Origin of the sequence: Shouchella oshimensis (genome assembly GCF_002019765.1) — a bacterium.
GTDB classification, from domain to species: Bacteria; Bacillota; Bacilli; order Bacillales; family Bacillaceae_D; genus Shouchella; species Shouchella oshimensis.
Genome location: NZ_KV917380.1, coordinates 2,045,081 through 2,070,485 on the forward strand (window position 1 = coordinate 2,045,081; position 25,405 = coordinate 2,070,485).

The following is a 25,405-nucleotide window of genomic DNA, read 5'->3' on the forward strand; positions in this document are numbered from 1 at the left end:
ACACTTTTTATTGGTAAGCATTTGTATAAAGGGCGATTGTTCGTTTTCCTTTATCTGTTGTAAATTCAAATCGATCGTAGACAGTGTCCTTTGTAGGCTGTTGTTGTGAACGAAGCTCTCTTTTAAAATGATGTTGTACTAAAACAAACTGATCATCCGTTTGATACGTTAAGAAATTAACTCCTCGAAATGTTGTGGTTGATTCAGAATGAAACAGTTGATCAATAAGAGCGTTATAACAATGAATCAGATCTTTATGAGATACATGATGCAACGCTAAGTTGTGCTCAAAACCTTGTAAGGCAGCTGGCTCTAATTCCGTTTGGAAAATAGAGTACGGATTAAACTGTTCTTTATCAATGAGAATCAAATCACCTTCGTTTGGGATAAATCGGCTACCGTTTTCTCGAATAAAAATACCGTCACCTTCGTAGCGGCCAGTAACAAGCTGCCCTTGTTGGTTCCAAGTATAGTGAAAATGAGAGACTGTTAACGGTAGTTGCTCACCTTTAGAATCCTGAAGAAAATAATCGTCACCTTTTACATGGAAGGTATACTCAACAAATGAAGGCGTTTGCTCTTCATCGTGTTGCTCACTTTTTACGAGACGATTCTTTTTACGTTTTTGACTTGTCATTGTTTTAATATAGACTTCAAGAGCCTCTATCTCTACAGCGGAAGGAGCACCATTATTTTTCAAGCGAATATACCGTTTTTTTAAGTCAGTTAAAATGGAATCAATATACGATTCTACGTGTATATGTGGCGATCTTGTTGTTAAATACTGACTCGCAAACGTATCGACATCATCCTCCGAATAGGGAATTTCATGAATGGCAATCGTTTCATTTTGGAAGATAAATTCAGGCAGCGTTACGACAGATTTAATTTGAATACGTCCGCGCCATGGTTTCTTTGGCTCGGTCAGTACCGATAGTAGCTCACCTAAGTACGTTCCCTTTTCACCGAGATCGATGACGAGAAGGCTGCCAATTTGTTGTTGCGCTTCATATCGATCCATTTCATCCTCACCTTTACCATTAAAATCTTACTGCTATTATAACGAACAGCGCCACACTCCTGCAAGTGTAGCGCCTAAATCGTTATTCTTCATTCTGCTTTTCATTAGCGCCGTAGCGTAATTCTTGCAAGCGCATCACATGGTTCATCCGTTCAATTTTCGTTTTCTCAAGTTCTTCTAGGAGACGGATGAGAGATAATTCCATTTTAGAAAGGGATACAAAAACATTATCCCTTTGCTCAAGTTGATTTTGCTTAGATAGCGCAAAGAATGCACCCATTAAGTTAGGGATGTCTTCTCGTAATAATCGTCGTACAGTATGTTTATCTTCAAAGTCAAATAGTTGAAAATCGTCTTCCAGTTTACCTACATGCGTTAAAATTCGTTGCAAGCGATTATCGAGCATTGGATCAATTGATAGGGTGTCCATTGCCTGTACATAGCGCTTCGCTTCTTGCACAAGCACCCGAATGTCGTTTGCGTGTTCACTTTTTAATTGTTGCTCATGACCACTCAAACGTTCTAGTGAAACTTCAGTTGATTTCGTTCCAACATACGCTAGGTCTAATTGATGAATACCATATAATATGCCTTTAAAGTGTGAGACGTTCAAGAGAGAGCGTACATGTGTCCGTCCATCTTTTAAATAATGAATCGTAGCTTCTTTAATTTTCCCCATTCCATTTGAAGACTTAATATATTTTCGGTAACAAACAATTCGTAACCGTTTATGAATAGGAGAACGAGAATTTTTTGTATCAGCTACAATAAGACGAATATAGTTGTAATTAATCTTTACACGAATATCCCAGTCTTTCTGACGTCGCCGGATATTTTTGCGTTCATTTTTACCCGTCGCATTTTCAGTCATTCGTTTTAATAATCGTTCTGTGTCGTTTATTAAGCGAGTCGTTGTCTCGTCTTGTATAATATGATCATCAACAGGCCGCTTATAAGCAGGTGTGAAGAAATCAAGTAGTCCTGTCGTAGAAAAGAATTTCACACATCTCTACCTCCTGCAGTTTTAGCGATTTAGCAATTTTGTTTGCATTTCTGAGTTTAATTTATCCATTTCTTCTATAAACTGCTTTCCGCTTGAAACAATTCGTTCATTTGATTCTTCCGTAAGTTCAATGGCTTTATAGACATTATCGTACGCTTTTCGAAATGCATCAAGAGCAATCGCAGGCTCTTCTAACGTTTTTAACGTTTCTTCTGTATTTTGTTTTAACAGTTCCGCATTTGAGAGCAACATAGACTCTGTTGCTTGATTCACATTTTGGACAGCAGAAATAACCTTTTTCTGATTGGTTAATGCAAGCTGAATGGAGGCTGTTACTGTAATGATGTTTTTTGTCATCGTAATAGCGTTAAAAATGGCTTCTTCAAGTTTTTCGTTATTTTCCATTATAAGGTCAACAGATGCAAGAGATTGCTGCAACACCATAACGGCTTGCTGCATATTTTTCATTCGAGTCGTCACTTTTAATTGGCCTTTTTTCAATTCATTGGCATTATCCGCCCATTTTTCTGACGTCATCTCTTTTTCAAGCATTTCGTGCAATTCTTTTCCCATTGAAATTTGCTCGTTTAAATTACCAATGCGCTCTCTTGCGACAACTTTTAGTTCTTTTAACATAACGTTATCTTCTTGCAGTTTATCTTTTCCTGTCAATAAGCCCTCTACAATGTGATCAACTTGTGCTTCGACTGTTTGATAGCGTCGTACGTATTGTTCAATTGGGTTACGACGAATGAGGCGATTGAATAGTTTCTTGATTTGTGAATCTTTTAAGTGGTCAGGCTCAAGCTGTCCGACGACTTCCCGCAGTTCATGTAATTGTTTTGGTAATGTATTTGACTCATCGCCCATCATTTCTCGAACCGGACGTTTTAAAGCTTCTAACGATTCACCAGCTTCACGTTGCTCTACTTCTCCTAAAGTGTCGAGCTTCTTAAATAGATCTTGTAAATCCGTTTCACTTTCCATGGAAGGAAGATGTGATGATTGATTGTCTATGCCTTCAGAAGACTGTATTGCATCATTTTGGTTATGGTTTTGTAATGGTTTATCACTCATAGTGGAACCTCCAGCAGGTTAATAGATTCGTTTTCTTTATATACGAAATGGAATGAAAAACGTTTCATTTTTTATCTTTCTATTATGAACGAAAATGCAATGTTAAGCAATTTATTTGCAGGTAAATCGGGAATTATCTTAACAAAAATGCACTTCAATCTTGACGAATAACAAAAAAATCGCTAAACTTCTAACACAGAATAATTTTTTTAGGTTATTTCGAAATGTTCGTCTTTGCACATTTGTGTGTTGGTGACGGACAGTTCTTTTAGTAAGCAATCATGAATTTTTATGCGGTTATTTTGGTATTTATACAATTTGCTAGTGAAGACCGTTTTACGATGTACTAAACAAAAAATGTTTACTGGAGAGAGTTTATAAGAGAGAGGGTGAAACCATGCGAGTCCCATACTTACCAAAAAAACAAGGGTTATACGATCCGAACTTTGAACATGATAACTGCGGCATTGGTTTTTTAGCTAATGTTAAGGGAAAAGCGACACATAAAACAGTAAAGGACGCGCTTCTGTTACTTGAAAACCTCGAGCATCGTGGTGGTCAGGGAGATGAAGAAAACACTGGAGATGGCGCTGGTATATTAACACAGATCCCACATGCGTTTTTTCGTGAAAAAGGACTTATTCAAAGGGATAAAGGCGAATATGCTGTCGGCATGGTCTTCCTTCCTCGTCATAAACAAACGAGAGCCGAAGTGAAACAACAAATTGAAGCGATTGTAGCAGAAGAAGAAGTTGATCTCATTCATTGGCGTGATGTTCCTACTGATTCATCTTCTCTTGGAAATGCAGCTTTGCAATCCATGCCTGTTATTGAACAGCTCTTTGTTTCACCAAAAACAAACCTGACTGGCTTAGAGTTGGAACGAAAGCTCTACGTAATCCGAAAACGGGCTGAACATGAAGTCCAAATGTCGTCAGAGCATTCATTTTATTTTGCCAGTTTCTCTAGTCGGACTATTGTGTATAAAGGGATGTTAACAACTGCACAATTAACTCTATTTTACTTAGATTTAAGTGATCCATTGTTTACATCTGCACTTGCACTCGTTCATTCAAGATTTAGTACAAACACATTTCCTAGCTGGGAGCGTGCTCATCCGAATCGCTATATGATTCATAACGGAGAAATTAACACGATCAAAGGGAATGTTAATTGGATGCATGCGCGGGAAGCGAAATTTGAAACGCCTGTGTTTGGGAATGACTTACAGAAATTACATCCTATCATTGATCAGGATGGCAGTGACTCTTCTATGTTTGACAACACGTTAGAATTTTTATCCCTTTCAGGTAGATCCCTTGCCCATGCAGCCATGATGATGGTGCCTGAGCCATGGCAAAATAATGCGCAAATCGATACGACGCGCCGCTCTTTTTATGAATATCACAGCACGCTAATGGAACCGTGGGATGGACCAACTGCCATTGTCTTTACAGATGGAACAAAAATTGGTGCGACCCTTGACCGTAATGGATTAAGACCATCTCGTTATTATTTAACAAGTGACGACATGATTGTAATGAGTTCCGAAGTAGGGGTTCTCGAATTACCGTCTCATACCATTGTGAAAAAAGAACGCCTTCATCCAGGTCAATTATTGCTTATAGATCTTGAAGAAGGGCGCCTTATCCCTGACGAAGAAATTAAGCAATCCATTGCTTCTGAACACCCTTATGAAGAATGGGTGCGTGATGGTTTACGCCATATTGATGATGTTTTAGAAACGGCAAACGTTCCAGAAACAGAATTTGAGCATATTCGTCTAAGACAATTTATTTTTGGTTATACGTACGAAGAGCTAAATAAAATGATTATGCCATTAGTGAAAGAAGAAAATGATCCAGTTGGGTCAATGGGCTATGACTCGCCACTTGCGGTGCTCTCAAAGAAGCCTCAACTTTTGTACAATTATTTTAAGCAGCTATTCGCGCAAGTAACAAATCCGCCTATTGATGCCATTCGTGAAAAGGTTGTAACAGCGCAAGGAACGACCATTGGAAAAGAAGGAAACTTATTAGATCCGAAAAAAGAAAGTTGTCAACATATTCATTTACCTACACCGATTTTAAATAATGAAGAATTAGCAAAGTTACGCTCTAATCAATTAGCTGGATTTGAAGCGGAAACCATCCCAATGCTTTTTCCAGCTAATGAAGCAGGTCTAGCAGAAGGATTAGCAACACTATGCACGAAAGCAGATCAAGCGATTGAGGCAGGAAAAACCCTCCTTATCTTAAGTGATCGAGATGTAACGGCTGATGAAGCACCAATTCCTGCTTTATTAGCTGTGTCCAGTCTGCACCATCATCTTATTCGCACTGGAAAACGAACAGACGTCAGTCTCCTTCTTGAATCAGGAGAGCCGAGAGAAGTTCATCATCATGCGTTATTAATTGGTTATGGCGCAGAAGGGATTAATCCCTATCTTGTATTCGATACAATTGATGAGTGGATTCAGGAAGAATTGTTAACAGAGTATCATTATGTTGAAGCTTGTAGCCGCTATGTAAACGGTGTAACAAAAGGATTAATGAAAGTATTATCAAAAATGGGAATTTCGACGATTCATAGTTATAGAGGGGCACAAATTTTTGAAGCAATTGGCATTCACCCTGATGTGATTGACCAACATTTTACTTGGACACCATCTCGTATTGGTGGGATTCAGTTAAAAGACATTGCCAAAGAAGTGCTCGTTCGTCATAGCCGAGGTTTTACGACTCGTGCAGGGGATGATGACCAGTTAGACTCTGGCGATGATTTACAGTGGAGAAGAGATGGTGAGGCGCATCAATACAACCCTCATACCATTCATATGCTGCAACAAGCTTGTCGAACTGCTGATTACAATTTATTCAAACATTATACAAATGCAATTAATACACAAGACGAGAAGCAAACATCTTTACGTGGTCTCTTATCGTTTAAACAAGCAACACCTATTTCAATTGAAGAAGTTGAGCCGGCTTCCTCTATTGTAAAGCGTTTCCGTACCGGCGCGATGTCATTTGGTTCCATTTCAAAAGAAGCCCACGAGACTCTTGCGATTGCGATGAATCGCCTTGGAGCGAAAAGCAACACCGGTGAAGGTGGGGAAGATCCATCTCGTTTTACACCAGATGAGAATGGTGATTTACGTAGAAGTTCTATCAAACAGGTTGCTTCAGGTCGTTTTGGTGTAACGAGCAATTATTTGGTAAACGCAGATGAAATTCAAATTAAAGTGGCGCAAGGCGCAAAGCCTGGTGAAGGTGGTCAATTACCTGGGCAAAAAGTGTACCCATGGGTTGCAGAAGTTCGGGGATCGACAACTGGCGTAGGACTAATCTCACCGCCGCCTCACCATGATATCTATTCAATAGAAGATTTAGCTGAGCTCATTCATGATTTAAAGAATGCTAACCCGTCTGCCAAAGTAAGCGTAAAACTTGTAGCGGGTACTGGGGTAGGCACTATTGCCGCTGGTGTTGCCAAGGGAAGTGCTGACGGAATTATCATTAGTGGCTACGATGGTGGAACAGGTGCAGCAGCACGCACAAGTATTAAACATACTGGCTTACCGTGGGAAATCGGTCTTGCGGAGACCCATCAGACTTTATTGTTAAATAATCTACGCAACCGCGTGACTCTTGAAACAGACGGGAAATTAATGACAGGAAGAGATGTTGTCATTGCCGCACTTTTAGGTGCAGAGGAGTTTGCTTTTTCAACTGCGCCACTCGTTGTGCTTGGCTGTGTTGTGATGAGAGTTTGCCATCTTGATACTTGTCCAGTTGGAATAGCGACTCAAAATCCTGAATTACGAAAAAAATACACTGGTGAAGCTGATCAAATTGTTACGTTCATGACGTACATCGCGGAAGAGATGCGTGAAATTATGGCGGAATTAGGCGTTAAAACCATTGACGAACTGGTTGGTCGCTCTGACTTATTAACCCAACGTACAACGACAAATGAGAAAGCCAATTCAATTGATCTATCAAGTGTGCTTTATCGTCCAGCCAATACAAGTGAGCAGCAACAAATCAAACAAGTTGAACAAAATCACAAGCTAGATCAGTCTCTGGACGTCCGGGAATTACTTGAACAAGCAAAACCAGCTATTGAAAATGGTGAAAAAGTATCCTATCAAACAACTATTCGGAATACTGACCGAGTTGTTGGAACGATTGTTGGTAGTGAGGTGAGCAAAGCTTATGGTTTAGCTGGATTGAGTGAACATACCATTCAATTCTGTTTTACAGGCTCAGCTGGTCAAAGCTTTGGAGCGTTTATTCCAAAAGGTGTAACGCTAACACTTGAAGGAGATGCGAATGATTACACTGGAAAAGGCTTATCAGGTGGTCAAATTAACGTATTTCCGCCTAAGGAAGCGGCTTTTGTAGCGAAAGATAACGTCATTATAGGGAATACGTCTTTCTATGGTGCGACAAGTGGGAAAGCATTTATCGCAGGTCAAGCAGGTGAGCGGTTTGGCGTTCGTAACTCTGGTGCACAAGTCGTAATTGAAGGAATGGGCGATCATGGTCTTGAGTATATGACCGGTGGCATTTGTATTAACTTAGGTAATGTCGGCAAAAACTTCGCAGCTGGTATGTCCGGTGGAACAGCTTATGTGTATGACCCAGAGGCGTGTATTGCGGAAAAGAGCAACCATGAAATGATTTTGTTAGAATCGTTAGCATCAGGTGACGAATCGTTGGTAAAAACACTTATAGAAGAGCACGTTCGTTTTACAAGCAGCACCCACGGAGAAATGATTCTTTCAAATTGGGAAGAGCACAAAGAGTATTTTGTGAAAGTGATCCCTAAAGATTACAAGCAAATGCTTTCTGCGATTGAGCGACGGAAGCAAGAAGGATTAAATGATGATGAAGCGGCGCTCGCTGCCTTTGATGAAAAAATAACGAAGCTATCAAATGTTTAAATAGAAAAGGGAAGAGTGGTTGAGAACCCTCTTCCATTAATCAAGTTAGGTAAGGAGTGAGCAAACGATGGGAAAGCCAACGGGGTTTATGGAATACAAGCGAGAGGCGCCTAGAAAAAAGGATCCAATGGCTCGTGTGAAGAACTGGCAAGAGTTTCAGATTGTTATGCCAGAGCAACAGTTAAAGCGTCAAGGTGCCCGCTGCATGGATTGCGGCATTCCGTTTTGTCAAGCAGGCACAACTATGCCTGGGTCAAATGAAATTGGCTGCCCAGTCTACAACCTTATTCCAGAGTGGAATGAGCTCGTATATCGTGGGAAGTGGAAAGAAGCCCTTGATCGCCTTCATAAGACGAACAACTTTCCTGAATTCACTGGCAGAGTTTGTCCTGCGCCATGTGAGGGTTCTTGTACGGTAGCCATTAGCGATGAGCCAGTTACAATTAAATCAATTGAGTACAGTATTGTAGAGAAAGGCTTTAAAGAAGGCTGGATTAAACCGAATCCACCTAAGGAGCGAACAGGTAAAAAAGTGGCTGTTATTGGTTCAGGGCCTGCTGGCTTAGCAAGTGCAGCTCAGCTTAATAAAGCAGGGCATCTCGTAACCGTATTTGAACGAGAAGATCGACCAGGTGGTTTATTAACGTACGGCATCCCGGATGTGAAGCTTGCTTATACAATTGTTGATCGCCGCATTTCACTATTGAAAGAAGAAGGAATTGTCTTTCGAACCAACGTCGAGGTTGGTGTTGATGTTACAGCGGAGGAATTAGATCGAGAGTTCGACGCGATTATATTGGCAACAGGTGCTACAATGCCAAGAGATGTTGATCAAGAAGGGCGAGAGTTATCAGGAATTCATTATGCTATGGATTTTTTAACGTCGAATACGAAAAGTTTGTTAAATTCGAATCATCAAGACGCAAACTACATTTCTGCAAAAGATAAAGATGTTATTGTCATTGGTGGTGGTGATACAGGAGCGGATTGCATAACAACATCTATTCGTCATGGGGCACGTTCGGTTACACAATTTGATATTAATGAGCAAAAGCAAACAATTCGTCACATTGACAATCCGTGGCCGCTATTCCCGAATATTTATAGTGAAGAAGATGCTCATAAAGAGGCTAAAGCCGTTTACGGTCGTGATCCACGCAGCTATAAACTGCAAACAGCTAAATTCGTCGGTAACGAAAAAGGTGAGTTAGTCGGCCTTGAAACGATTGAAGTGAATACAACGCTAGAAGATGGAAAAAAAGTTCGTCATCCTGTTTCAGATTCAACAAAACTATGGGAAGCGGATCTTGTTTTACTAGCAGTCGGATTTACTGGACCAGAGCGACAACTACTTGAGCAAATGAACATTAATCAAACCAAACGCCAAACCATTGACGCTGAATATGGTCGTTATCAAACGAATCAAGCTCATGTATTTGCGGCTGGAGATAATCGTCGTGGACAAAGTTTAGTCGTGTGGGCGATTCATGAAGGAAGAGAAGCAGCCCGTGAATGTGATCGTTTCTTAATGGGAAGTAGCCAATTACCGTAATGACTAAAAATGTTCTAGACCAACCGCTTCGCTCCGTGTCATAATAAGAAAAAAGCCAATGGGATGATGGATATGGTCAGAACGTATTTAAAACATATGATGATGGTGCTCGTTGGCTTCTTTTCTATCAATCTTTCAATTATGGACCCTTGGGTTGAAAAAGCAGACTCTGGAGAGCTATCTACAGCAAAAGCATGGCAGTGGAATGACTCGAAATCAAATGTGTACTTAACAAATGATGAAGAATACACGTTACTCCCGTTTGTTGTCGGTGCACCGACACAATATGAGCATATCGAGCTAGAGTCACACTGGCTGACTGAGATCATGATAATGGACGAAGCATATCGCCAAGGTATGAAGAAATTTGGTCAACGGATTGGAGAAAAAATCGAAGCAGCCTACAAAGATGAAATTTTACCAGAACTGAAACAAGCGGTGGCAACGGTGTTGGAGACGACGGATCGTAATATGTGGCATGAAATTAGTATGACAGAAGCATCGTCTACTGGACGGGGTGAAAAGATTATGCACATCGTTCATGCAAAAACAGGCGATGATTTAATTAGGTTTCACGTTCGCATTGATCGACCGCCAAAAACAGGTCATGTGTTTCAATTCCACTATCACTCATACGAAGATGATTTTAATGAACATTATGAACTAGGCTCAATCTATTGGGGAAAAAATGAACCTCCGCTTTATCAAGCGTGAGGTTCATTTTCTTTAAAAAAGTCGTTCTTTTTTCGCATTTTTGTTCTCTTTATATCGAATCTTTTGGTACAGTAGAGATATACCAACGAAAAAGGAGTATGGTTAATGGAAGCGGAAAACAAAGGCAGACAACAAAGGCCGACTTGGCTAAAGTGGCTTTTACGAATTGTATTTGCCTATATTGGATTATTAGTACTTGTTCTTGCTTCGGCCATTTTAACGATGACCGGAACATTCACCCTAATTGTGCTCGAATTGTTTATGGATAATGATAGCTTAAGAACGATCAATGAACAGTATTTAGTGCCGTCCTCGGAATTTTTATGGGACTTATTTACTCGCCTTGTGCCAGGTTTATAGAGCGTTATGAGTAGTCAAGACATAGGGTTTCTTGCGTTTTTTATTCTTTGCTTTATCGTCGCCGGTATTTTTGGAGGTATTGCGTTAGCGTCTGCCTTAAAAGGCAATAAAAAACCTCTATATTGGAGTATTCCATTGGCATTAGTATGTGTCATACTATTTATTATTATGATGTTTACGTTTCTTTTATAAAAAGGGTAGGTGTAACCATGGAGTTAGTAAAAGCAAAGTACAAAACAGGGATTTACATTGGAGAACTTATTGACGTACAAGAAGAACAAAATCGTGCACTTTTTAAAGTATTGGCCGTGGAAACCCATCCGAAACAGGGAGATTTACATAATCCAAAACAAGTAGACGTTGCGTATTTTCATCAACGAAAAGCGCTTGCTTATTTAGAAAAAGCATGGGTACCACTTACAACGGTTAAGTCTTATGAAGGGACCGAGGCGGCTGACTATGAATCTTCGTTGCGAGAGGCATGGCAACGCGCTTATGATACTGTAGCGCAAGATGATTCAGAATGGGCAAGAAAGAGTCTCCACTTATTAGACGATTTACGGCATGATTATTCGTTTTAATAAAGCATAAAAAAGCGTATGTTCATTTGAACATACGCTTTTTAAATTAATTCGCATATAAGGTTGTTTGTGGAAGAAAAGGTTGCAATAGTACGTGAAGTGCATGATTTTCTTCGTCTGTTAACGGAATGAGCGGGAGACGAACAGAACCTGCAGGTAAATTAAATGCAGTTAACGCTGCTTTTACTGCTGTAGGATTAGGCGCCATAAACAACCCTTTCATTACTGGGTAAATACGCTGATGAATGGTTTTAGCGTGCTGGAATTCACCATCATGAAGTGCCTGCATCATTTCTTTCATTTCAAGTCCTACGATGTGAGAGGCAACAGAGACTACACCAGTAGCACCGACTGCCATCATCGGCAGCGTTAAGGAATCGTCACCACTATACACTTGGAAATGATCCGTCGTTTGCGAAACAATCTCGGTTACTTTATCAACATCTCCACTTGCTTCTTTAAGGGCAACAATATTCGGAATCAACGATAACCTTATGGCTGTCTCAACAGACATATCGGCTCCTGTTCTCCCGGGTACATTGTAGAGCATAACAGGAAGAGAGACAGCGGTAGCCACTTGAAGCATGTGCTGGTAAATTCCCTCTTGTGAAGGTTTATTGTAGTATGGTGTAACAACCATAATACCATCAGCTCCGAGAGCCTCCGCTTCCTTTGCCAACTCAATGGTGTGAGCGGTATTATTAGAACCGACTCCAGCAATGACCTTCATTTGTTTAGTGGATGCTTGAATCGCTAGTTTTAACATATCTTTTCGTTCAGAAGCGGTTAGAACAGGTGACTCGGCTGTTGTACCGTTTACAACAAGTGTATCCGTTCCTGTACTCGCTAAATGCTGAATAAGTGAAAAGGTGCCTTCTTTGTCAATGGAACCATCTTGTGAAAATGGGGTAATCATTGCAGTGAGTAATTGTCCGAAATGCATAAAAATCCTCCTTATGAACAGTAGAGAGGAATAAAAAAACAACAATGACAAGTCCATTGCTGCATAGGTCGTACCTACCTTCATGTAGCCCCCCATACAAATGTATGACAGTACTGCTCTTATTCAGAAACAGCCCCAATAAAGAATGAAAGTAGGTCATTCCTTATTTCGGCAATCACACCTTTCCATTCACATCAACAGGCCTAATCCTTCAGTGAATGTACTCTTTGATCATGCGCCTCTACTATAATTCTGTTCAATTAATATGGCTTTACCATACCAAAATTAATCGTATAAAGCAAGGTTACCGATGAAATTTCCCACGATGTTGTTGAAGACAATTTAATAGTGAATCAAGCTCTTGAGAACACTTAACGGTTTTAGTAGCGCCTAAGCCGAATTTTTTTGCGATCATATGCATTTCACTTCGTTTTACTTCTATATCAATATGAATCATGGTTTCACTCCACCTATGGAATTAGTACAAGATGTATTATAGCGTGAATTTCTGTTAAGAAAAAGCTTTATTCAAAACTAGTCAAATAGTTCTTTTCTTAGTCAATTCTCGACATGTCTAGATCTTTTTTCGCTTTAATACCATTCTCGGCTGCTATTGATTGGTATTCCATTGCATAGAGACGAATCGTTAATGTCGCATAACTAGAATGAAGGCGAGCATCATTTACATCTTTTGCAGCAGCTAATTCTTGTAAGGCAATAAGGTAAGAGTGGTGCAAATCCTTTAACGTGTGAAACGGTTCTACTGGTGGAATGGTTTCAAACGTTTCTGCTTCTGTTAAAAGCGTATCAAGTTGTCGTTGCGCACCTTGGCTACCATTTTCGACCTCTGTTCCAAGTGCAGGAAGTAGTGAGTAAACAGTACCTAAATAGGCTTCAATGTTAGTTGCGTACCATTCACTTTCTGTTGTTTGTTCAAGCTTAACGTGATTAACTTCTTGACGATTTGATAATTTCTTTATGTCATCACTTTGTTTTTGAGGTGTTTGTCCCTGGACACAACCAGTTGCTAATAACACAACCATCATAAACGTGGCGCACACTTTAAATAAACGTGTCATGTAAAAACTCCTCTGTCTCGTTTTTTTTAGTTTGTGGAAAAAAAAGCGGTTTATACAACGAACGTTTGTTATAAAACAAACAAAAAAACTATTGACTGTTATAATACAATGGCATATAGTAATAGTAAGCACAATTTCAGGAGGAGATACTATGGCAACTGAAAAAGACACGCAGCGTACGGATCAAGAAGAGGATATGACGATTTTAGACATGATTAATAGCTATTATGCCTAATGAGCCTCTTGGCTCTTTTTTTGTTGTGTAGTAATACAGATTCTTATAAATGATTGTTTTTAAAACAGATAGAGCGGGTATAGAATAAATGTCCACGGAAAAGGAGAGGTGCTTTTTGATTTTGCGACTTTACGGCATACATTTTTTTCATTCAAGTGGCTCGGTCTAGGAACCGTAACGATAAGTGAGAGGTAGGGCACTTATTGTTTGAAAAGAATGAAGGAGGAGAAAAGATGAGTTTTACACCTTCAAAAGACGAATACCGTTTTAAAATTGACGAAATGCGAAAAGAAGAAGAACAATACCGACGAGAAGCGTTTATTGAGATTTACGAAGAATACGTCTCTGTTTTAGAAAAAGAAATTGATGTGCTAAAAAATGAAAAAAAGGATTAGTCTAAAAGCTAGTTCTTTTTTTATTGAGTACAGTTTAGTGGTAAACTATTGGCTTCTTTGTTATAGTGTAGGAAATCATAATGCGTATGGAGGAAATCAATAATGAGTGAACATAAACATGTGTACCAAGAAAAAGAAAATGGTGGACCAACTTTTGTGCTGCTCCATGGAACAGGTGGAAATGAAAATGATCTATTGCCTCTTGCTAAGATGATTGATGAGAAAGCGAATGTGCTAGGTGTTCGTGGCAATGTCCTAGAGAATGGCATGCCTCGATTTTTCCGTCGCTTGCAAGAAGGTGTTTTTGATATGGAAGATTTAAAGAAGCGTACAGATGAATTAAATGATTTTCTACAACAGGCAGCGTCTCAGTACAAATTTCAAGATCAAGATGTATATGCGATTGGCTATTCAAACGGTGCTAATATTGCCGCAAATCTTCTATATGAACACGGTTCTGTTTTTAAAGGCGTATTTTTGTTTCATGCAATGGTTCCACAACAAAAAGAACAATTACCGAATTTAAGTGAAACAGCGGTGTTTGTTGGCGCAGGCAAGAATGATCCGATGATTCCAGCTGACCAAACGAACACCCTCATTACAGATTTACAACAAGCAGGTGCATCTGTTGAAAGCTATTGGACAACAGGTGGCCATCAATTGTTACGTGAGGAAGTAGACGAAGCGAAACGTTGGTATGATACGTTACGCGGCTAATTCAGTTTGCCATGTAAGCAAAAGCCTTTCTTATTAAAAGTGGACAAGAAATCAAATCTTCGTTAAACTGCTTTTAAACGATAAGCAATAAAGAAAGGTTGAATGTAGGTTGAAAGAACAAAGAAACAGTTGGCTTTATGCACTCGCTGGAGTGGTTTTAGTCGGTGTATTTTGTTTAGCGCTACTGAGCCATTTATGGTATCAAATTGTCGTCCTATTTGCTTTAATCGCTTTGTTTGTGTTTCTTGTTTTAAAAACAAAACGATTAGAAGAGAAGCTCGATCAATTTATAAAAAAAGATGAAGTTGAAAAAGTAGAGCTCGATCATGAGCACGAAAAAACAAAAGAACATGATCTTGTTGCGTTACAAGAAAAAGAATATCAACTACAAAAGCTTGATTTGGATCGAACTCAATTGTTTGAAGAGCTGTTAAGTAAAACAGAGTTAGCAGAGCTTGAAAAAGAAAAAATTCGTGAACGTCTTGAACAAACCGACACTGAAACATCGCGGGTTCGTCAAGAATGGCTCAATGCCTCCAATCGCTTGATGAATGTTGTTAAAGGCACAAAGAAGTTATTTATTAAACAATCGCCAATGCGGGAAATTGCGGCTTCAATGGACCCGGCCATTTTAGAATCAGGCTCATTTGCTGCTCTAAATGAAGAAATTCAACGTTTACTCCCACGTTTATCAAAAGAGAGTAATCAATCACTTGCCAGCTCGAACTATATTGATGAAGAAAATCAACTAACACGATCTGGCTATAAAGCACTGCTTCAAGCAAACGAAGAAGATAAATAAAAACGGGATGCATATGCATCCCGTTTTATTTATTTATAGCTATTTTCAAGGTCTGAAATAAGAGAACCGACATACGCAACGGCATCTTGAATCGTTTCTTTCTTTTCCATATCAACTCCAGCCACTTTAAACAGATCAAGTGGTTGAAGCGTGCCGCCGGCTCGCAGCATTTTAAGCCACTGGTCAATGACTGGTTGACCTTGCTCTTGATAGAGGGTGTAAGCTTTCGTTGCCGCCGTTAACCCAGCAGAATAAGTGTATGGGTATAGACCCATATAATAATGAGGTTGACGCATCCATGTTCGCCCAGCTCGTTCTGTAATTTCAACCGCATCTCCCCAAAAACCAGAGAGAACCGCTTGTTTTGTTTCCCTCAATGTAATGGCAGTTAATGGTGTGCCACTCTCGGCAAGTGCATAAACCCTGCGTTGAAATTCACCTTCTAATAAGTGGGTGACGAAATTATGGTAGTACGTTCCGATAAATTGAAGAATTACCCAACGTTTCATTCGCGGATCGTCAGTTGATGCTAAAAGATGATTTCCAAGAAATAGCTCATTCATTGTAGACGGTGCTTCAATACAATATGTTGATGGACGTGTTGCATGTAGCGGTTGTGCATCGTTTGCGTTATAAAAATGGCCAGCATGTCCAAGCTCATGAGCTAAAATAAAGGCCCCGCGCATTGTATCTTTCCATGTTAATAAAATATATGGATGATAGCCATACGGACTTGAGCAAAAGGCGCCAGTAGCCTTGCCAATATTGTCTGCTCGGTCTACCCAGCGTTCATTCTTAGCACGCATCAGCATATGTTTATACGCTTCGCCAAGTGGTTTGAGGGCTTCTATAATCGTCTCATATGCTTGGTCGTATGTTGTAGGCGGTTCAAATTCAGGGTCGAGAGGGGCTTTTAAATCAGAAAAGCCAAAAGATTCAAGACCTAAAACGTCTTTTTTTAATTTCGCATAGCGCTGCATATGTGGTGCTAGTTCTTTATAAATTATATCTATCTGGTTGTGGTACATCGTTGGGGTCACTTGTTGACTGTGCAATAGCATATGCTCAACAGAATCATAGCCACGTAAGCGTGCGAGTGTTACTTGTTTCATTACTTCTCCAGCATAAAGTTTCGCATATGTATGCTCGTACTGCTGGAGGGTATCATCAAATGCAATAAAGGCATTTCGTCGCTCTTCCGTGTGAGCAGAAAGCTCATATTGGTCTTCAAACCTAGCAAAAGAAAGTGGTTTTTGTTCTCCATTTGCACCAATGAAATCTGGAAAAGTCATATCAGCAGCTTTACTTGTTAAATAAGTAGAATAAGGATTTGTTAAAATGGGTGTCAGAGAAGCAAGCACTTCTTCGGTTTCAGAAGAGAGTGAAAAGGGTTTTGATTCAATTAACTTTTCCAAAAAAACGTGGAAGGATTGAAGTTGTTCGCTCTCTTGTTGAAACTGTTCAATGACAGCTTCAGGTAGTTTAATGATTTCTGCTTCAAGCTTTGCTAATTCAGCTTGGACAAGAGCTTGCGTGCTTTGAGCAAGGCTTGCGTTTCCTTGAGCGGATGAGCTTGTTCCATCGCTTGATAAAGATAACGTTGCATAGGTGATAACCGGTACTAGCTTTTCCATTAAGGCTTCCCTTGCCTGCAAAGCATTCGCTAGATTCTCTGCCCGTTCACCAATTTTTTCTGTAAATAAAGATAATTTCTCTGCTTCTTTTTCGACATGCTGACGTGCTTGTTCCCAGTCTTCATCTGATAAGAAGAGATCGTTTAAATCCCACATTTCCTCGGCTGGAATCGCTTGTCGTTGTGTAAGTGTCATTGTGCCTACCTCCTTAAACTTCGTAAATCGAAATATCTATTAGTATACAATAAAGAAAAACCATTTACACTAGTTCAGAAAAAATAGAGTGATAAATTGCTAGTAGCCAACAGAACAACCATTCGCTAAAATAGAGAAAGAAGACGTTTTTGAGGTGGATCATGTTTAAAAAAACATTACAACAAAAATTACAGGGATTAAAGCAAGATAAACAGATCACATATTGGCATGAAATAGAGGCAAAAGATGCAAAAACAGAGCCGTTTCCTGAGTGGCTTGATATGCGTATTTGCCATGGCTTGCGTAAACGAGGAATTAGTGAACTTTATAGTCACCAAAAGGAGGCTCTTGAGTGCAGCCGGAAAGGAGACCATTTTGTTACTGTGACACCGACTGCATCTGGAAAGTCACTCTGCTACCATCTTCCGGTGTTGACATCTTTTTTAAAGGACTCGTCTAGCCGTGCTCTTTACTTATTCCCAACAAAAGCGTTGGCACAAGACCAAATGGCAGAATTAAATGAAATGATTGGTGATGTTGGGGTTTCACTAAAGTGTCATACCTATGACGGTGACACAGCGCCCCAGATTCGTTCAAATGTGCGACAGTCGGGCAATGTTGTTATAACAAATCCCGACATGCTCCATTCAGCGATTTTGCCTCATCATACGAAATGGGTTGCTTTTTTTGAACGCTTAGATTATATCGTCATTGATGAGCTCCATACTTATAGAGGAGTATTTGGAAGCCACGTAGCAAATGTTATTGGGCGACTGAAACGAATTTGTGCGTACTACGGTTCGAATCCAACTTTTATATGTACATCCGCAACGATAGCCAATCCAAAGGAATTAGCTGAAACATTAGTTCGTGAATCGTTTCACGTTATTAATCAGAATGGTGCACCTTCTGGAAAAAAACATTTTCTGTTTTACAACCCTCCAGTCGTTAACGAACCATTGCAAATTAGGCAAAGTGCGATGCGTTCAGCACAAGAATTAGCAGAAGGGTTTCTCCGTGAAGGGATTCAGACCATTCTATTTGCTAGAAGTCGAGTAAGAGTAGAACTCATCTTAACAAAGTTACAGCAAATGATTAAGCATACGTTCGGAAAAAAAACCATTGCTGGTTATCGTGGTGGCTATTTACCTAATCAGCGACGAGCGATTGAAAAAGGGCTTCGTAGTGGTGAAATCATTGGTGTCGTTTCCACAAATGCTCTTGAGTTAGGTGTGGATATTGGTCAACTCGAAGTATGTATCTTGACCGGGTATCCAGGTTCAATAGCGAGCGCCTGGCAGCAAGCTGGTCGAGCTGGCAGAAGACAAAATGAAGCGGCAATTATTATGGTCGCGTCGTCTTCACCAATTGATCAATATATTATAAACCATCCAGAATACTTTTTTAATCGTAACCCAGAGACAGCACGAGTAAATCCTTTAAATTTGATCATTTATTTAGATCATTTAAAGTGTGCAGCTTATGAACTGCCATTTCAAGTTGGGGATTCATTTTTAGGTGAAGTAGTCGACGACTATTTAACCTATTTAACTGAAAAGCAAGTGCTTCTACAAAAGAAAGATCGCTGGTACTGGATGAGTGATGCTTTTCCTGCCCATGGGATAAGTCTACGTTCTGCCTCTCAAGAAAATGTTGTGATTATTGATCAAAGTGATATAACAACTCATAAAGTAATTGGGGAAATGGATCGGTTTAGTGCCATGACATTATTACACGACGAAGCCATTTATCTGCATCAAGGCATTCAGTTTCAAGTAGAATATTTGGATTGGGATGAAAAGAAAGCGTTCGTGAGAGAAGTAAAGGTTGATTATTTTACGGATGCCAACTTAGCCGTCTCTTTAACTATTTTAGAAGAGGATGCATCTAGCCAGCGAGGATTGGCACAGCTTTCCTATGGAGATGTATCTGTGACAGGGAAAGTCACGATCTTTAAAAAAATTCGGTTAACAACGATGGAGAACGTTGGTTCTGGCCCTGTCCACTTACCTGAAGAAGAGATGCACACGAACGGAGTGTGGCTAACGTTTCCAGCAGAATTTGCTGAACCTAAAGAGATAGAAGATATCCTGATGAGCTTTGCAACGTTGCTCCATCATGTTGCACCTCTCCATCTAATGTGTGAACGAAGTGATATTCATGTAACCCCACAAGTGAAAGCAGATGTATCAGGAAAACCGACTGTGTTTATTTATGACGCGTATCCAGGAGGTATTGGACTTGCTAAAGAAGTATATGACCGTCTTGATACAATTTTAAATCATATGAGTAAGCTCATTACAAGTTGTTTGTGCGAACAAGGGTGTCCAGCATGTGTTGGAGAGGTAAAAGAAGACAGACGATTTAAGAAAAAAATGATGACAATCATAAGCGATTTGTAAAGAAGAGTCTCATAATTTCACATACCGTACTTAAAAAAGAAAGGAGAATTTATGTCACTAAAAGCAAAGTTAAAACGAATGGAAGTCCATATGAAACAAGAAACAAAGCCTGTGATTGAACAACATGAAGCGAATCATTCAACTTCGAAGAGCTGGGCATCACTTGCTACTGTAGCCCATACATTTGATGAGCACGTTTGCTATATTCGTGAAGTAAGACATTCGCTTGATACACAGTATGGTTTTAAAACCTTCCGCACATATAGAGACGACCTTATGCAATGGGACAACCAATCGTTTTCTCATCCGCTTTCAAGAAGGTCTGTTCCGATAAATAAACTAATCTTCTTTGATACTGAAACAACTGGTTTAAGCGCAGGGGCAGGGACGCAAATGTTTTTACTTGGTTTTGCTTGTTTTGAAGAACATGAAGTGGTGGTTCGTCAATACCTACTACCATCTCCAGACGCAGAGTCTGCTTTATATCACTTTTTTTTGAAAGATGTTGGTCAGTTGGAACACCTTGTTAGTTTTAATGGTAAAGCATTTGATTGGCCACGCTTAAAGACACGTCATGCTTATTTAAGAGAAACAGTTCCACAATTACCTCAGTTTGGTCATTTTGATTTGCTTCACAGCGCAAGACGATTGTGGAAGAATGAACTACCGTCATGCAAACTGAGCATATTAGAAGAAGAGAAGCTTGGGATTAGGAGAGATGAGGATACTCCGTCTCATCTCGTGCCATTATTCTATTTTGATTTCGTTCGGGAACAAGATCCTGCTCTAATAGCGAGTGTATTTGAGCATCATGAGCAAGATGTACTTTCGTTAATTGCTCTCTATGCTCAAATAACAGAAACCGTTATTAAATGGGAAGAGCGGACTTCTCTTAATGAGAGATTGGAACTAGCAAAATGGCATCAACTGAATGGGGAGTTAGAAATGGCTACGACTATGTTAACAAGTAGCATTCATCATCTGCAGGAGCAGGGTAGTGCAAAGGCCGAAGCTTATTTCTATCGAGGCTACGTCTTTAAGAAAAAGAAATTATATAAACAAGCGATTGAAGATTTCAAAGAAGCCCTTAAGGTTGACACGTTTCGTTTTAAAAGTGCGATTGAATTAGCGCTTATGTATGAACATTACTTAAAAGATTTCACAAAGGCATGCACGTATGCGAATCAAGCGTTATCGTTTGCAACTGTAGAGAAAGAGCGCCTGCAGGCACTTAAAAGAATTCATCGTTTAAAGCGGAAATAATCATTATTTCCTGGGGAAGCGCATAAGTCGACGTTTATCGCGAGGAATAACAGATAAATCGACTTTATTCATCGGACAATGATAAAACACCTAAAATTGGGTTAATCAACTAGTACACGTGGGTGGGGAGATACATAAGGTAATAGTGACTTAAAATTAAAGGAGGACTTTAACTATGTTTCATAAAAGACCAAATCACTGTTGCCCCCCAAGACCAATGTGTGATCCATGTGGTGGAAATCATAAGCCGAATATGACGATGCCGACATGTTCACAAGAGCTACCAGCAGTTGTTCATCCAACTCAGCATAATGTAGTAGAAAGCACGCAAGAGTATATTGTTCCTGAAATTCATCCTACACACACTACTCACGTGAAAAATCACGTTTATAAGCACGTTCATCATTACCCGCACACTGACAGCGTGCAAGAGAATGTTATGAATGAACAATATTGCGAGAAGCCAATGAACAATATGCCATCAAATGTATCTCCAGCGAATATGAAGCCGAACAATATGGCACCAATGAATAATGTTGCACCAGCGAACAACATGAAACCAACAAACAACGTAAAACCGACAAACACAGCACCAACAAACATGAAGCCGTCTAATGTATCGCCATATAGCGGCTTTAAGAAATAATCTTAAGGAGCGAGCAAAAAGCTCGCTTTCTTTTTTAGGAGAGGATCAAACGTGAATGCTGTCCTCGTCACAGGCTATAAAATGCATGAGCTTGGCGTGTTTAATGAGTCTCATGAAGGGATTAAATGGATTAAGTTTGTTTTAAAGAAAAGAATGATAGCACTTATTGAAGAAGGCGCAACTTGGTTTATTACGAGTGGTCAGCTAGGTGTTGAACAATGGGCAATGGATGTTGTCGACGAATTAAAGGAAATCTATACTCACATACAATTAGGGCTATTAACGCCATTTGAAGAACAAGAATCAAAATGGAATGAGCGATTGAAGGAGCTCTACCATGAGCGAGTGAGTAAAGCAGACTTTGTTGATTCAATTTCGAAGCGACCTTATGAAAACCCCATGCAATTAAAAGTAAAAAACGATTTTTTAGTGCAGAAAACAGATGGTTTGCTCGTATTGTTTGATGAGGAGAAGGAAGGCTCACCTCTTTTTTATATAAAAGTTGCTCGATCAATGGACAAGCCTATTTTTATTATCTCCCCAGAAGAAATAGAAGAAGCAAGAAGGGAAGCATTAGATGATTTTTAGTAGATTTCTTAAAAATAACAAAAGCACCGGGTTTAAATTGACTTTATAGCAGACTTTTGGAAGAATAGGATGTAACGGGAATTGAACATGAGGTGATAGAAATGAGTTCAGTGGAGATTAAGTTAAATGCCAAGGAAATTCTAGATAAAGATTTCAAGACTGGCATGAGAGGGTATAATCAAGATGAAGTAGACAAATTTTTAGATGTTGTCATTCAAGACTACGAAGCATATCAACGCAGAGTCGATCAATTATTGAAAGAAAATGAAGAACTTAGACAGGAAATGAAGCGACAAACAGATCGACCTACTCGAAATCAAAGTGCACCTCAATCAGCAGGGAGTACAAATTATGATATTTTACAGCGTCTTTCTAATTTAGAGAAAAAAGTCTTCGGGAGCAAAATGTACGAATGAACCGAATGTCAATTGATGGAGCTAGCGCAGGAGACCCGGGCCCTTCTGGTATAGGGATCTTACTTGTATTTGATAACGGACAGACGGAAGAATTTCGCTACCATATAGGATTGCACAACAATCATGAAGCGGAATTTGAAGCGTTTATCGTTGCCCTGACAATTGCTAAGCAAAAGCAGTTAGGCCATTTACTCGTCCAAACCGATTCTCGTTTAGTGAGCGAAGCAATTGAAAAGCGTTATGTGAAGCGAAAGCAATTCGATCCGTATGTGAAGAAAGCACAGGAGCTTATAGAGGCATTTGATTTGTTTTTTATTAAATGGGTTCCGAGTAAGCAAAATAAAAAAGCGGACGAGTTAGCTCGATTAGCCATTCGTGAGCCAAAGCGAATCTTTAAAGAAGCATTGTAATCTGTTACATTGTACGCTATAATGAACAAGTCGTTTATGAATGAGCATGTCATGAAACAACCGCTGCACTTAGTGTAGAGGAAAGTCCATGCTCGCACTGGCTGCGACGCCGGTAGTGATCGTGCCTAGCCAATTCATAAGCTAGGGCAGTTAGTGATAACTGACGGCAAGAGGCTTCCCTAAATCGTTAACGACATGGGATACACTCTTTGAAAGTGCCACAGTGACGGAGTCTACTTGGAAACGAGTAGAGTGGAACGAGGTAAACCCCACGAGCGAGAAACCCAAACAATGGTAGGGGCATTTTATAGTCCGAAAATGAACGGAGCTATAAGGACGATTATTCGTAGATAGATGGTTGTTACTGGAGTACGAGGTTCATCACCGTTTGCAGTACAAAAGAACAGAACATGGCTTATGACTGGCATGCAGATGGATTTATAAACGAGTAAAAACCCTTTTGAGGGTTTTTTTATTTTGTTTCTGGTACACTAACAAAAAAGACAAGAAAAGAGGGATTGTCATGTCACAAGCAAAGGTAATGTACGGGCTTGGAGCCGTGTTATTTCTTTTAAATGTAATTGGATTTGCCATTCAAGGGTATTTAATTGGTTTAGGGGGCATTTTTCTAATAGCCGTATTTGCATTATATATGCTTGCAGTATTTCTTTATCACCGTTCAGCCAAACGTCTAGCTACTTTACTTGCCCTTATATTTGGTTTAGTCGCCATTGTTGGTGCGTTTATTGCTGAAACACAAGGTGGGGGCTACTTACTGTAACAATAAGGAGTGAACAGAATGAATAAAGTAACATTAATTGCAACAACGACGATGGGATTAGAGGCAATCTGTGCAAGAGAAGTAAAAGCACTTGGCTACGAAGACGTTACAGTTGAAAATGGACGAGTCGTATTTACATCAACTGTTGACGCCATTCCACGTGCAAATTTATGGTTAAGAACGGCAGATCGAATAAAAATTCTTGTCGGTTCATTTAAAGCGTTCACGTTTGATGAACTGTTTGAGAAAACGAAAGCATTGCCGTGGGCGGACCTATTGCCTCCCCATGCAGAATTCCCTGTTATCGGACGCTCAGTTAAATCAACGTTGTTTAGTGTTTCCGATTGCCAAGCTATTGTGAAAAAAGCGGTTGTTGAAAGCTTAAAAAAACAGTACAAACGTGGCTGGTTTGATGAAGATGGACCTCTGTATCGAATTGAAGTAGCTTTATTAAAAGACCAAGCGCAGCTAACTATTGATTCTAGTGGCGTCGGATTACATCAAAGAGGATACAGGGCCTTACATAATCAAGCTCCGTTAAAAGAGACACTAGCGGCTGCAATGGTTCAGCTCACAACGTGGAATGTGGATCGCCCATTTGCTGATCCATTTTGCGGATCTGGAACCCTTGCTATCGAAGCAGCGCTTATTGGACAAAATATCGCACCTGGGTTTAATCGAGACTTTGTATCAGAACAGTGGCATTGGATTGGTCAAGAAAAATGGGACCGTGCTCGTCAAGAAGTAGAAGATTTAGCAAAGTATGATCAAGCCCTCGATATTGTTGGATCAGATATTGATCATCGCTCTATTGAACTTGCGAAAAACAATGCAGCAGAGGCAGGATTTGCCGATCTTATTTCCTTTAAGCAGATGCAAATTCGAGACTTTAGCCATCGTGCTCAGTACGGTGTTCTTGTTGCTAATCCACCATATGGAGAACGAATTGGTGAACAAGCTGAGGTAGAAGAGATGTACAGAGACATGGGTCAGGTAATGAAGTCGTTTGAGACATGGTCAGTATATGTATTGACTTCTCATGAGGGTTTTGAAGCCTTGTACGGCAAGCAGGCAAGTAAGAAGCGTAAATTATACAATGGCAATATAAAAACCGACTACTATCAATTTTTCGGTCCTAGACCTCCAAGAGCATAAAAAAAAGCGTGTGAAAAATAGGCCATTAAATGGGCACATACATGTGAGTAAAAGGCGAAGAGACTGATGACAGATCATCAGATTTTTCGCCTTTTTCGAGTGAACGAGTGCTTAACCATCATATAATTTCACTTACCGTATTGATACACATAAAATAAAAAATAAAAGATACACTAACAATAAAGAGGTGTAGACATGGTCAATGACGGTACATGGATCTATCTTCAAAGAGGCATTCAGCACGTACTCGGTTGGATCGAAAAAAATCCTGCCTGTATTTGCCGTGAGGGTATGTATCAAACGTATTTTTTTTATACAATAGACAAGAGACGATCAAAAGAACCGATTTTAATATACTACAAAGACATCATCCCTGTGGAAAGTCATTTAGAAGATATAGATTATCACGCATTGCAGCATGTTGCGCTGGAAAGTGGTGATTCAAAATGGTTTTATGACTTAGGGGCAAAACGGATGCTTTAATGTGA

At 39.8% G+C, this 25,405-nt stretch carries 25 protein-coding genes, 1 other RNA gene and 1 riboswitch; of the genes, 19 read left to right on the forward strand and 7 right to left on the reverse strand.

All coding sequences use genetic code 11. From position 1 onward, the window contains the following. Positions 1-7 precede the first annotated feature (7 nt). From BK583_RS10355 to BK583_RS10365, 3 genes are all read right to left on the reverse strand, one after another. The gene (locus BK583_RS10355; protein ID WP_055737686.1) at positions 8-1,021 is read right to left on the reverse strand and encodes a DUF2777 family protein; all 1,014 of its coding nucleotides are present in this window, start codon (positions 1,019-1,021) and stop codon (positions 8-10) included. 82 nt (positions 1,022-1,103) lie between these two features. Beyond that, positions 1,104-2,024, reverse strand: a complete 921-nt coding sequence (locus BK583_RS10360) for a hypothetical protein (RefSeq protein ID WP_038480088.1) — start codon at positions 2,022-2,024, stop codon at positions 1,104-1,106. 21 nt (positions 2,025-2,045) lie between these two features. Beyond that, complete coding sequence (locus BK583_RS10365) at positions 2,046-3,011, reverse strand: toxic anion resistance protein (protein ID WP_051667740.1); 966 nt, start codon at positions 3,009-3,011, stop codon at positions 2,046-2,048. Between the two features lie 487 nt (positions 3,012-3,498). Here BK583_RS10365 and gltB point away from each other — a divergent pair, with 487 nt between their 5' ends. The 6 genes from gltB (at position 3,499) to kapB (ending at position 11,256) form a co-directional block, all read left to right on the forward strand. After that, complete coding sequence (gltB, locus tag BK583_RS10370; RefSeq protein WP_055737687.1) at positions 3,499-8,049, forward strand: glutamate synthase large subunit; 4,551 nt, start codon at positions 3,499-3,501, stop codon at positions 8,047-8,049. Between the two features lie 67 nt (positions 8,050-8,116). Continuing rightward, positions 8,117-9,601 carry a glutamate synthase subunit beta gene (locus BK583_RS10375; RefSeq protein ID WP_055737688.1) on the forward strand — a complete coding sequence of 495 codons (1,485 nt, stop codon included), beginning with the start codon at positions 8,117-8,119 and terminating at the stop codon, positions 9,599-9,601. 72 nt (positions 9,602-9,673) lie between these two features. Beyond that, positions 9,674-10,315, forward strand: coding sequence for a YpjP family protein (locus BK583_RS10380; RefSeq protein WP_055737689.1), 642 nt, complete (start codon positions 9,674-9,676; stop codon positions 10,313-10,315). Positions 10,316-10,420: 105 nt separating this feature from the next. After that, positions 10,421-10,675 (forward strand): hypothetical protein, encoded by a 255-nt coding sequence (locus tag BK583_RS10385; RefSeq protein ID WP_038480076.1) that lies wholly within the window; start codon positions 10,421-10,423, stop codon positions 10,673-10,675. A gap of 6 nt (positions 10,676-10,681) precedes the next feature. Beyond that, positions 10,682-10,867, forward strand: a complete 186-nt coding sequence (locus tag BK583_RS10390) for a hypothetical protein (protein WP_038480073.1) — start codon at positions 10,682-10,684, stop codon at positions 10,865-10,867. A 17-nt stretch (positions 10,868-10,884) separates the two neighbouring features. Continuing rightward, positions 10,885-11,256 (forward strand): kinase-associated lipoprotein KapB, encoded by a 372-nt coding sequence (gene kapB, locus BK583_RS10395; protein ID WP_038480070.1) that lies wholly within the window; start codon positions 10,885-10,887, stop codon positions 11,254-11,256. A gap of 46 nt (positions 11,257-11,302) precedes the next feature. Here kapB and dapA read toward each other — a convergent pair whose 3' ends face one another. The 3 genes from dapA to BK583_RS10410 all read right to left on the reverse strand — a co-directional run bounded on the left by dapA (position 11,303) and on the right by BK583_RS10410 (position 13,278). Then, a complete protein-coding gene (gene dapA, locus BK583_RS10400; protein ID WP_038480067.1) occupies positions 11,303-12,199 on the reverse strand; it encodes a 4-hydroxy-tetrahydrodipicolinate synthase in 897 nt (298 codons plus the stop codon). A 77-nt stretch (positions 12,200-12,276) separates the two neighbouring features. Then, positions 12,277-12,451, reverse strand: a riboswitch (Lysine riboswitch). Positions 12,452-12,503: 52 nt separating this feature from the next. After that, a complete protein-coding gene (locus BK583_RS10405; RefSeq protein WP_078440115.1) occupies positions 12,504-12,656 on the reverse strand; it encodes an aspartyl-phosphate phosphatase Spo0E family protein in 153 nt (50 codons plus the stop codon). A gap of 97 nt (positions 12,657-12,753) precedes the next feature. After that, complete coding sequence (locus BK583_RS10410; protein WP_055737690.1) at positions 12,754-13,278, reverse strand: hypothetical protein; 525 nt, start codon at positions 13,276-13,278, stop codon at positions 12,754-12,756. 468 nt (positions 13,279-13,746) lie between these two features. Between BK583_RS10410 and BK583_RS20710 the strand changes: the two genes are divergently transcribed. From BK583_RS20710 to BK583_RS10420, 3 genes are all read left to right on the forward strand, one after another. Further along, the gene (locus tag BK583_RS20710; RefSeq protein ID WP_158318526.1) at positions 13,747-13,908 is read left to right on the forward strand and encodes a hypothetical protein; all 162 of its coding nucleotides are present in this window, start codon (positions 13,747-13,749) and stop codon (positions 13,906-13,908) included. Between the two features lie 102 nt (positions 13,909-14,010). Further along, positions 14,011-14,625 (forward strand): alpha/beta hydrolase, encoded by a 615-nt coding sequence (locus tag BK583_RS10415; RefSeq protein ID WP_038480061.1) that lies wholly within the window; start codon positions 14,011-14,013, stop codon positions 14,623-14,625. Positions 14,626-14,734: 109 nt separating this feature from the next. Further along, positions 14,735-15,427: a hypothetical protein gene (locus BK583_RS10420; protein WP_038480058.1), complete on the forward strand. Its 693-nt coding sequence runs from the start codon at positions 14,735-14,737 to the stop codon at positions 15,425-15,427. Between the two features lie 29 nt (positions 15,428-15,456). Here BK583_RS10420 and pepF read toward each other — a convergent pair whose 3' ends face one another. Then, the gene (gene pepF, locus BK583_RS10425; protein ID WP_055737691.1) at positions 15,457-17,256 is read right to left on the reverse strand and encodes an oligoendopeptidase F; all 1,800 of its coding nucleotides are present in this window, start codon (positions 17,254-17,256) and stop codon (positions 15,457-15,459) included. 161 nt (positions 17,257-17,417) lie between these two features. Here pepF and BK583_RS10430 point away from each other — a divergent pair, with 161 nt between their 5' ends. The 10 genes from BK583_RS10430 (at position 17,418) to BK583_RS10475 (ending at position 25,400) form a co-directional block, all read left to right on the forward strand. Then, entirely contained in the window at positions 17,418-19,658 is a 2,241-nt protein-coding gene (locus tag BK583_RS10430) for a DEAD/DEAH box helicase (protein ID WP_055737692.1), read from the forward strand. Positions 19,659-19,709: 51 nt separating this feature from the next. Continuing rightward, positions 19,710-20,921, forward strand: coding sequence for a ribonuclease H-like domain-containing protein (locus BK583_RS10435; protein WP_055737693.1), 1,212 nt, complete (start codon positions 19,710-19,712; stop codon positions 20,919-20,921). Between the two features lie 175 nt (positions 20,922-21,096). Then, a complete protein-coding gene (locus BK583_RS10440; RefSeq protein WP_078440116.1) occupies positions 21,097-21,567 on the forward strand; it encodes a spore coat protein in 471 nt (156 codons plus the stop codon). A gap of 51 nt (positions 21,568-21,618) precedes the next feature. Next, positions 21,619-22,155, forward strand: coding sequence for an SLOG family protein (locus BK583_RS10445; RefSeq protein ID WP_139366182.1), 537 nt, complete (start codon positions 21,619-21,621; stop codon positions 22,153-22,155). Positions 22,156-22,256: 101 nt separating this feature from the next. Beyond that, positions 22,257-22,571, forward strand: coding sequence for a cell division regulator GpsB (gene gpsB, locus BK583_RS10450; RefSeq protein ID WP_055737694.1), 315 nt, complete (start codon positions 22,257-22,259; stop codon positions 22,569-22,571). Next, positions 22,568-22,981, forward strand: a complete 414-nt coding sequence (locus BK583_RS10455) for a ribonuclease HI family protein (RefSeq protein WP_038480041.1) — start codon at positions 22,568-22,570, stop codon at positions 22,979-22,981. The genes gpsB and BK583_RS10455 overlap by 4 nt, the downstream gene beginning before the upstream one ends. Before the next feature lie 48 nt (positions 22,982-23,029). Further along, positions 23,030-23,404: RNase P RNA component class B (gene rnpB, locus BK583_RS10460), an RNA gene on the forward strand. A gap of 100 nt (positions 23,405-23,504) precedes the next feature. After that, positions 23,505-23,762 carry a hypothetical protein gene (locus BK583_RS10465; RefSeq protein WP_038480038.1) on the forward strand — a complete coding sequence of 86 codons (258 nt, stop codon included), beginning with the start codon at positions 23,505-23,507 and terminating at the stop codon, positions 23,760-23,762. Between the two features lie 18 nt (positions 23,763-23,780). Next, a complete protein-coding gene (locus BK583_RS10470) occupies positions 23,781-24,917 on the forward strand; it encodes a THUMP domain-containing class I SAM-dependent RNA methyltransferase (RefSeq protein WP_038480035.1) in 1,137 nt (378 codons plus the stop codon). 195 nt (positions 24,918-25,112) lie between these two features. Further along, the gene (locus BK583_RS10475; RefSeq protein WP_038480032.1) at positions 25,113-25,400 is read left to right on the forward strand and encodes a hypothetical protein; all 288 of its coding nucleotides are present in this window, start codon (positions 25,113-25,115) and stop codon (positions 25,398-25,400) included. Positions 25,401-25,405 lie beyond the last annotated feature (5 nt).

Bases quoted from the DNA above. Each gene is read 5' to 3' on its own strand.
- BK583_RS10355 (WP_055737686.1), bottom strand. From the start codon at position 1,021: ATGGATCGATATGAAGCGCAACAACAAATTGGCAGCCTTCTCGTCATC.
- BK583_RS10365 (WP_051667740.1), bottom strand. From the start codon at position 3,011: ATGGAAAGTGAAACGGATTTACAAGATCTATTTAAGAAGCTCGACACT.
- gltB (WP_055737687.1), top strand. From the start codon at position 3,499: ATGCGAGTCCCATACTTACCAAAAAAACAAGGGTTATACGATCCGAAC.
- BK583_RS10375 (WP_055737688.1), top strand. From the start codon at position 8,117: ATGGGAAAGCCAACGGGGTTTATGGAATACAAGCGAGAGGCGCCTAGA.
- BK583_RS10380 (WP_055737689.1), top strand. From the start codon at position 9,674: ATGGTCAGAACGTATTTAAAACATATGATGATGGTGCTCGTTGGCTTC.
- BK583_RS10385 (WP_038480076.1), top strand. From the start codon at position 10,421: ATGGAAGCGGAAAACAAAGGCAGACAACAAAGGCCGACTTGGCTAAAG.
- BK583_RS10390 (WP_038480073.1), top strand. From the start codon at position 10,682: ATGAGTAGTCAAGACATAGGGTTTCTTGCGTTTTTTATTCTTTGCTTT.
- kapB (WP_038480070.1), top strand. From the start codon at position 10,885: ATGGAGTTAGTAAAAGCAAAGTACAAAACAGGGATTTACATTGGAGAA.
- dapA (WP_038480067.1), bottom strand. From the start codon at position 12,199: ATGCATTTCGGACAATTACTCACTGCAATGATTACCCCATTTTCACAA.
- BK583_RS10405 (WP_078440115.1), bottom strand. From the start codon at position 12,656: ATGATTCATATTGATATAGAAGTAAAACGAAGTGAAATGCATATGATC.
- BK583_RS10410 (WP_055737690.1), bottom strand. From the start codon at position 13,278: ATGACACGTTTATTTAAAGTGTGCGCCACGTTTATGATGGTTGTGTTA.
- BK583_RS20710 (WP_158318526.1), top strand. From the start codon at position 13,747: ATGAGTTTTACACCTTCAAAAGACGAATACCGTTTTAAAATTGACGAA.
- BK583_RS10415 (WP_038480061.1), top strand. From the start codon at position 14,011: ATGAGTGAACATAAACATGTGTACCAAGAAAAAGAAAATGGTGGACCA.
- pepF (WP_055737691.1), bottom strand. From the start codon at position 17,256: ATGACACTTACACAACGACAAGCGATTCCAGCCGAGGAAATGTGGGAT.
- BK583_RS10430 (WP_055737692.1), top strand. From the start codon at position 17,418: ATGTTTAAAAAAACATTACAACAAAAATTACAGGGATTAAAGCAAGAT.
- BK583_RS10435 (WP_055737693.1), top strand. From the start codon at position 19,710: ATGTCACTAAAAGCAAAGTTAAAACGAATGGAAGTCCATATGAAACAA.
- BK583_RS10440 (WP_078440116.1), top strand. From the start codon at position 21,097: ATGTTTCATAAAAGACCAAATCACTGTTGCCCCCCAAGACCAATGTGT.
- gpsB (WP_055737694.1), top strand. From the start codon at position 22,257: ATGAGTTCAGTGGAGATTAAGTTAAATGCCAAGGAAATTCTAGATAAA.
- BK583_RS10455 (WP_038480041.1), top strand. From the start codon at position 22,568: ATGAACCGAATGTCAATTGATGGAGCTAGCGCAGGAGACCCGGGCCCT.
- BK583_RS10465 (WP_038480038.1), top strand. From the start codon at position 23,505: ATGTCACAAGCAAAGGTAATGTACGGGCTTGGAGCCGTGTTATTTCTT.
- BK583_RS10470 (WP_038480035.1), top strand. From the start codon at position 23,781: ATGAATAAAGTAACATTAATTGCAACAACGACGATGGGATTAGAGGCA.
- BK583_RS10475 (WP_038480032.1), top strand. From the start codon at position 25,113: ATGGTCAATGACGGTACATGGATCTATCTTCAAAGAGGCATTCAGCAC.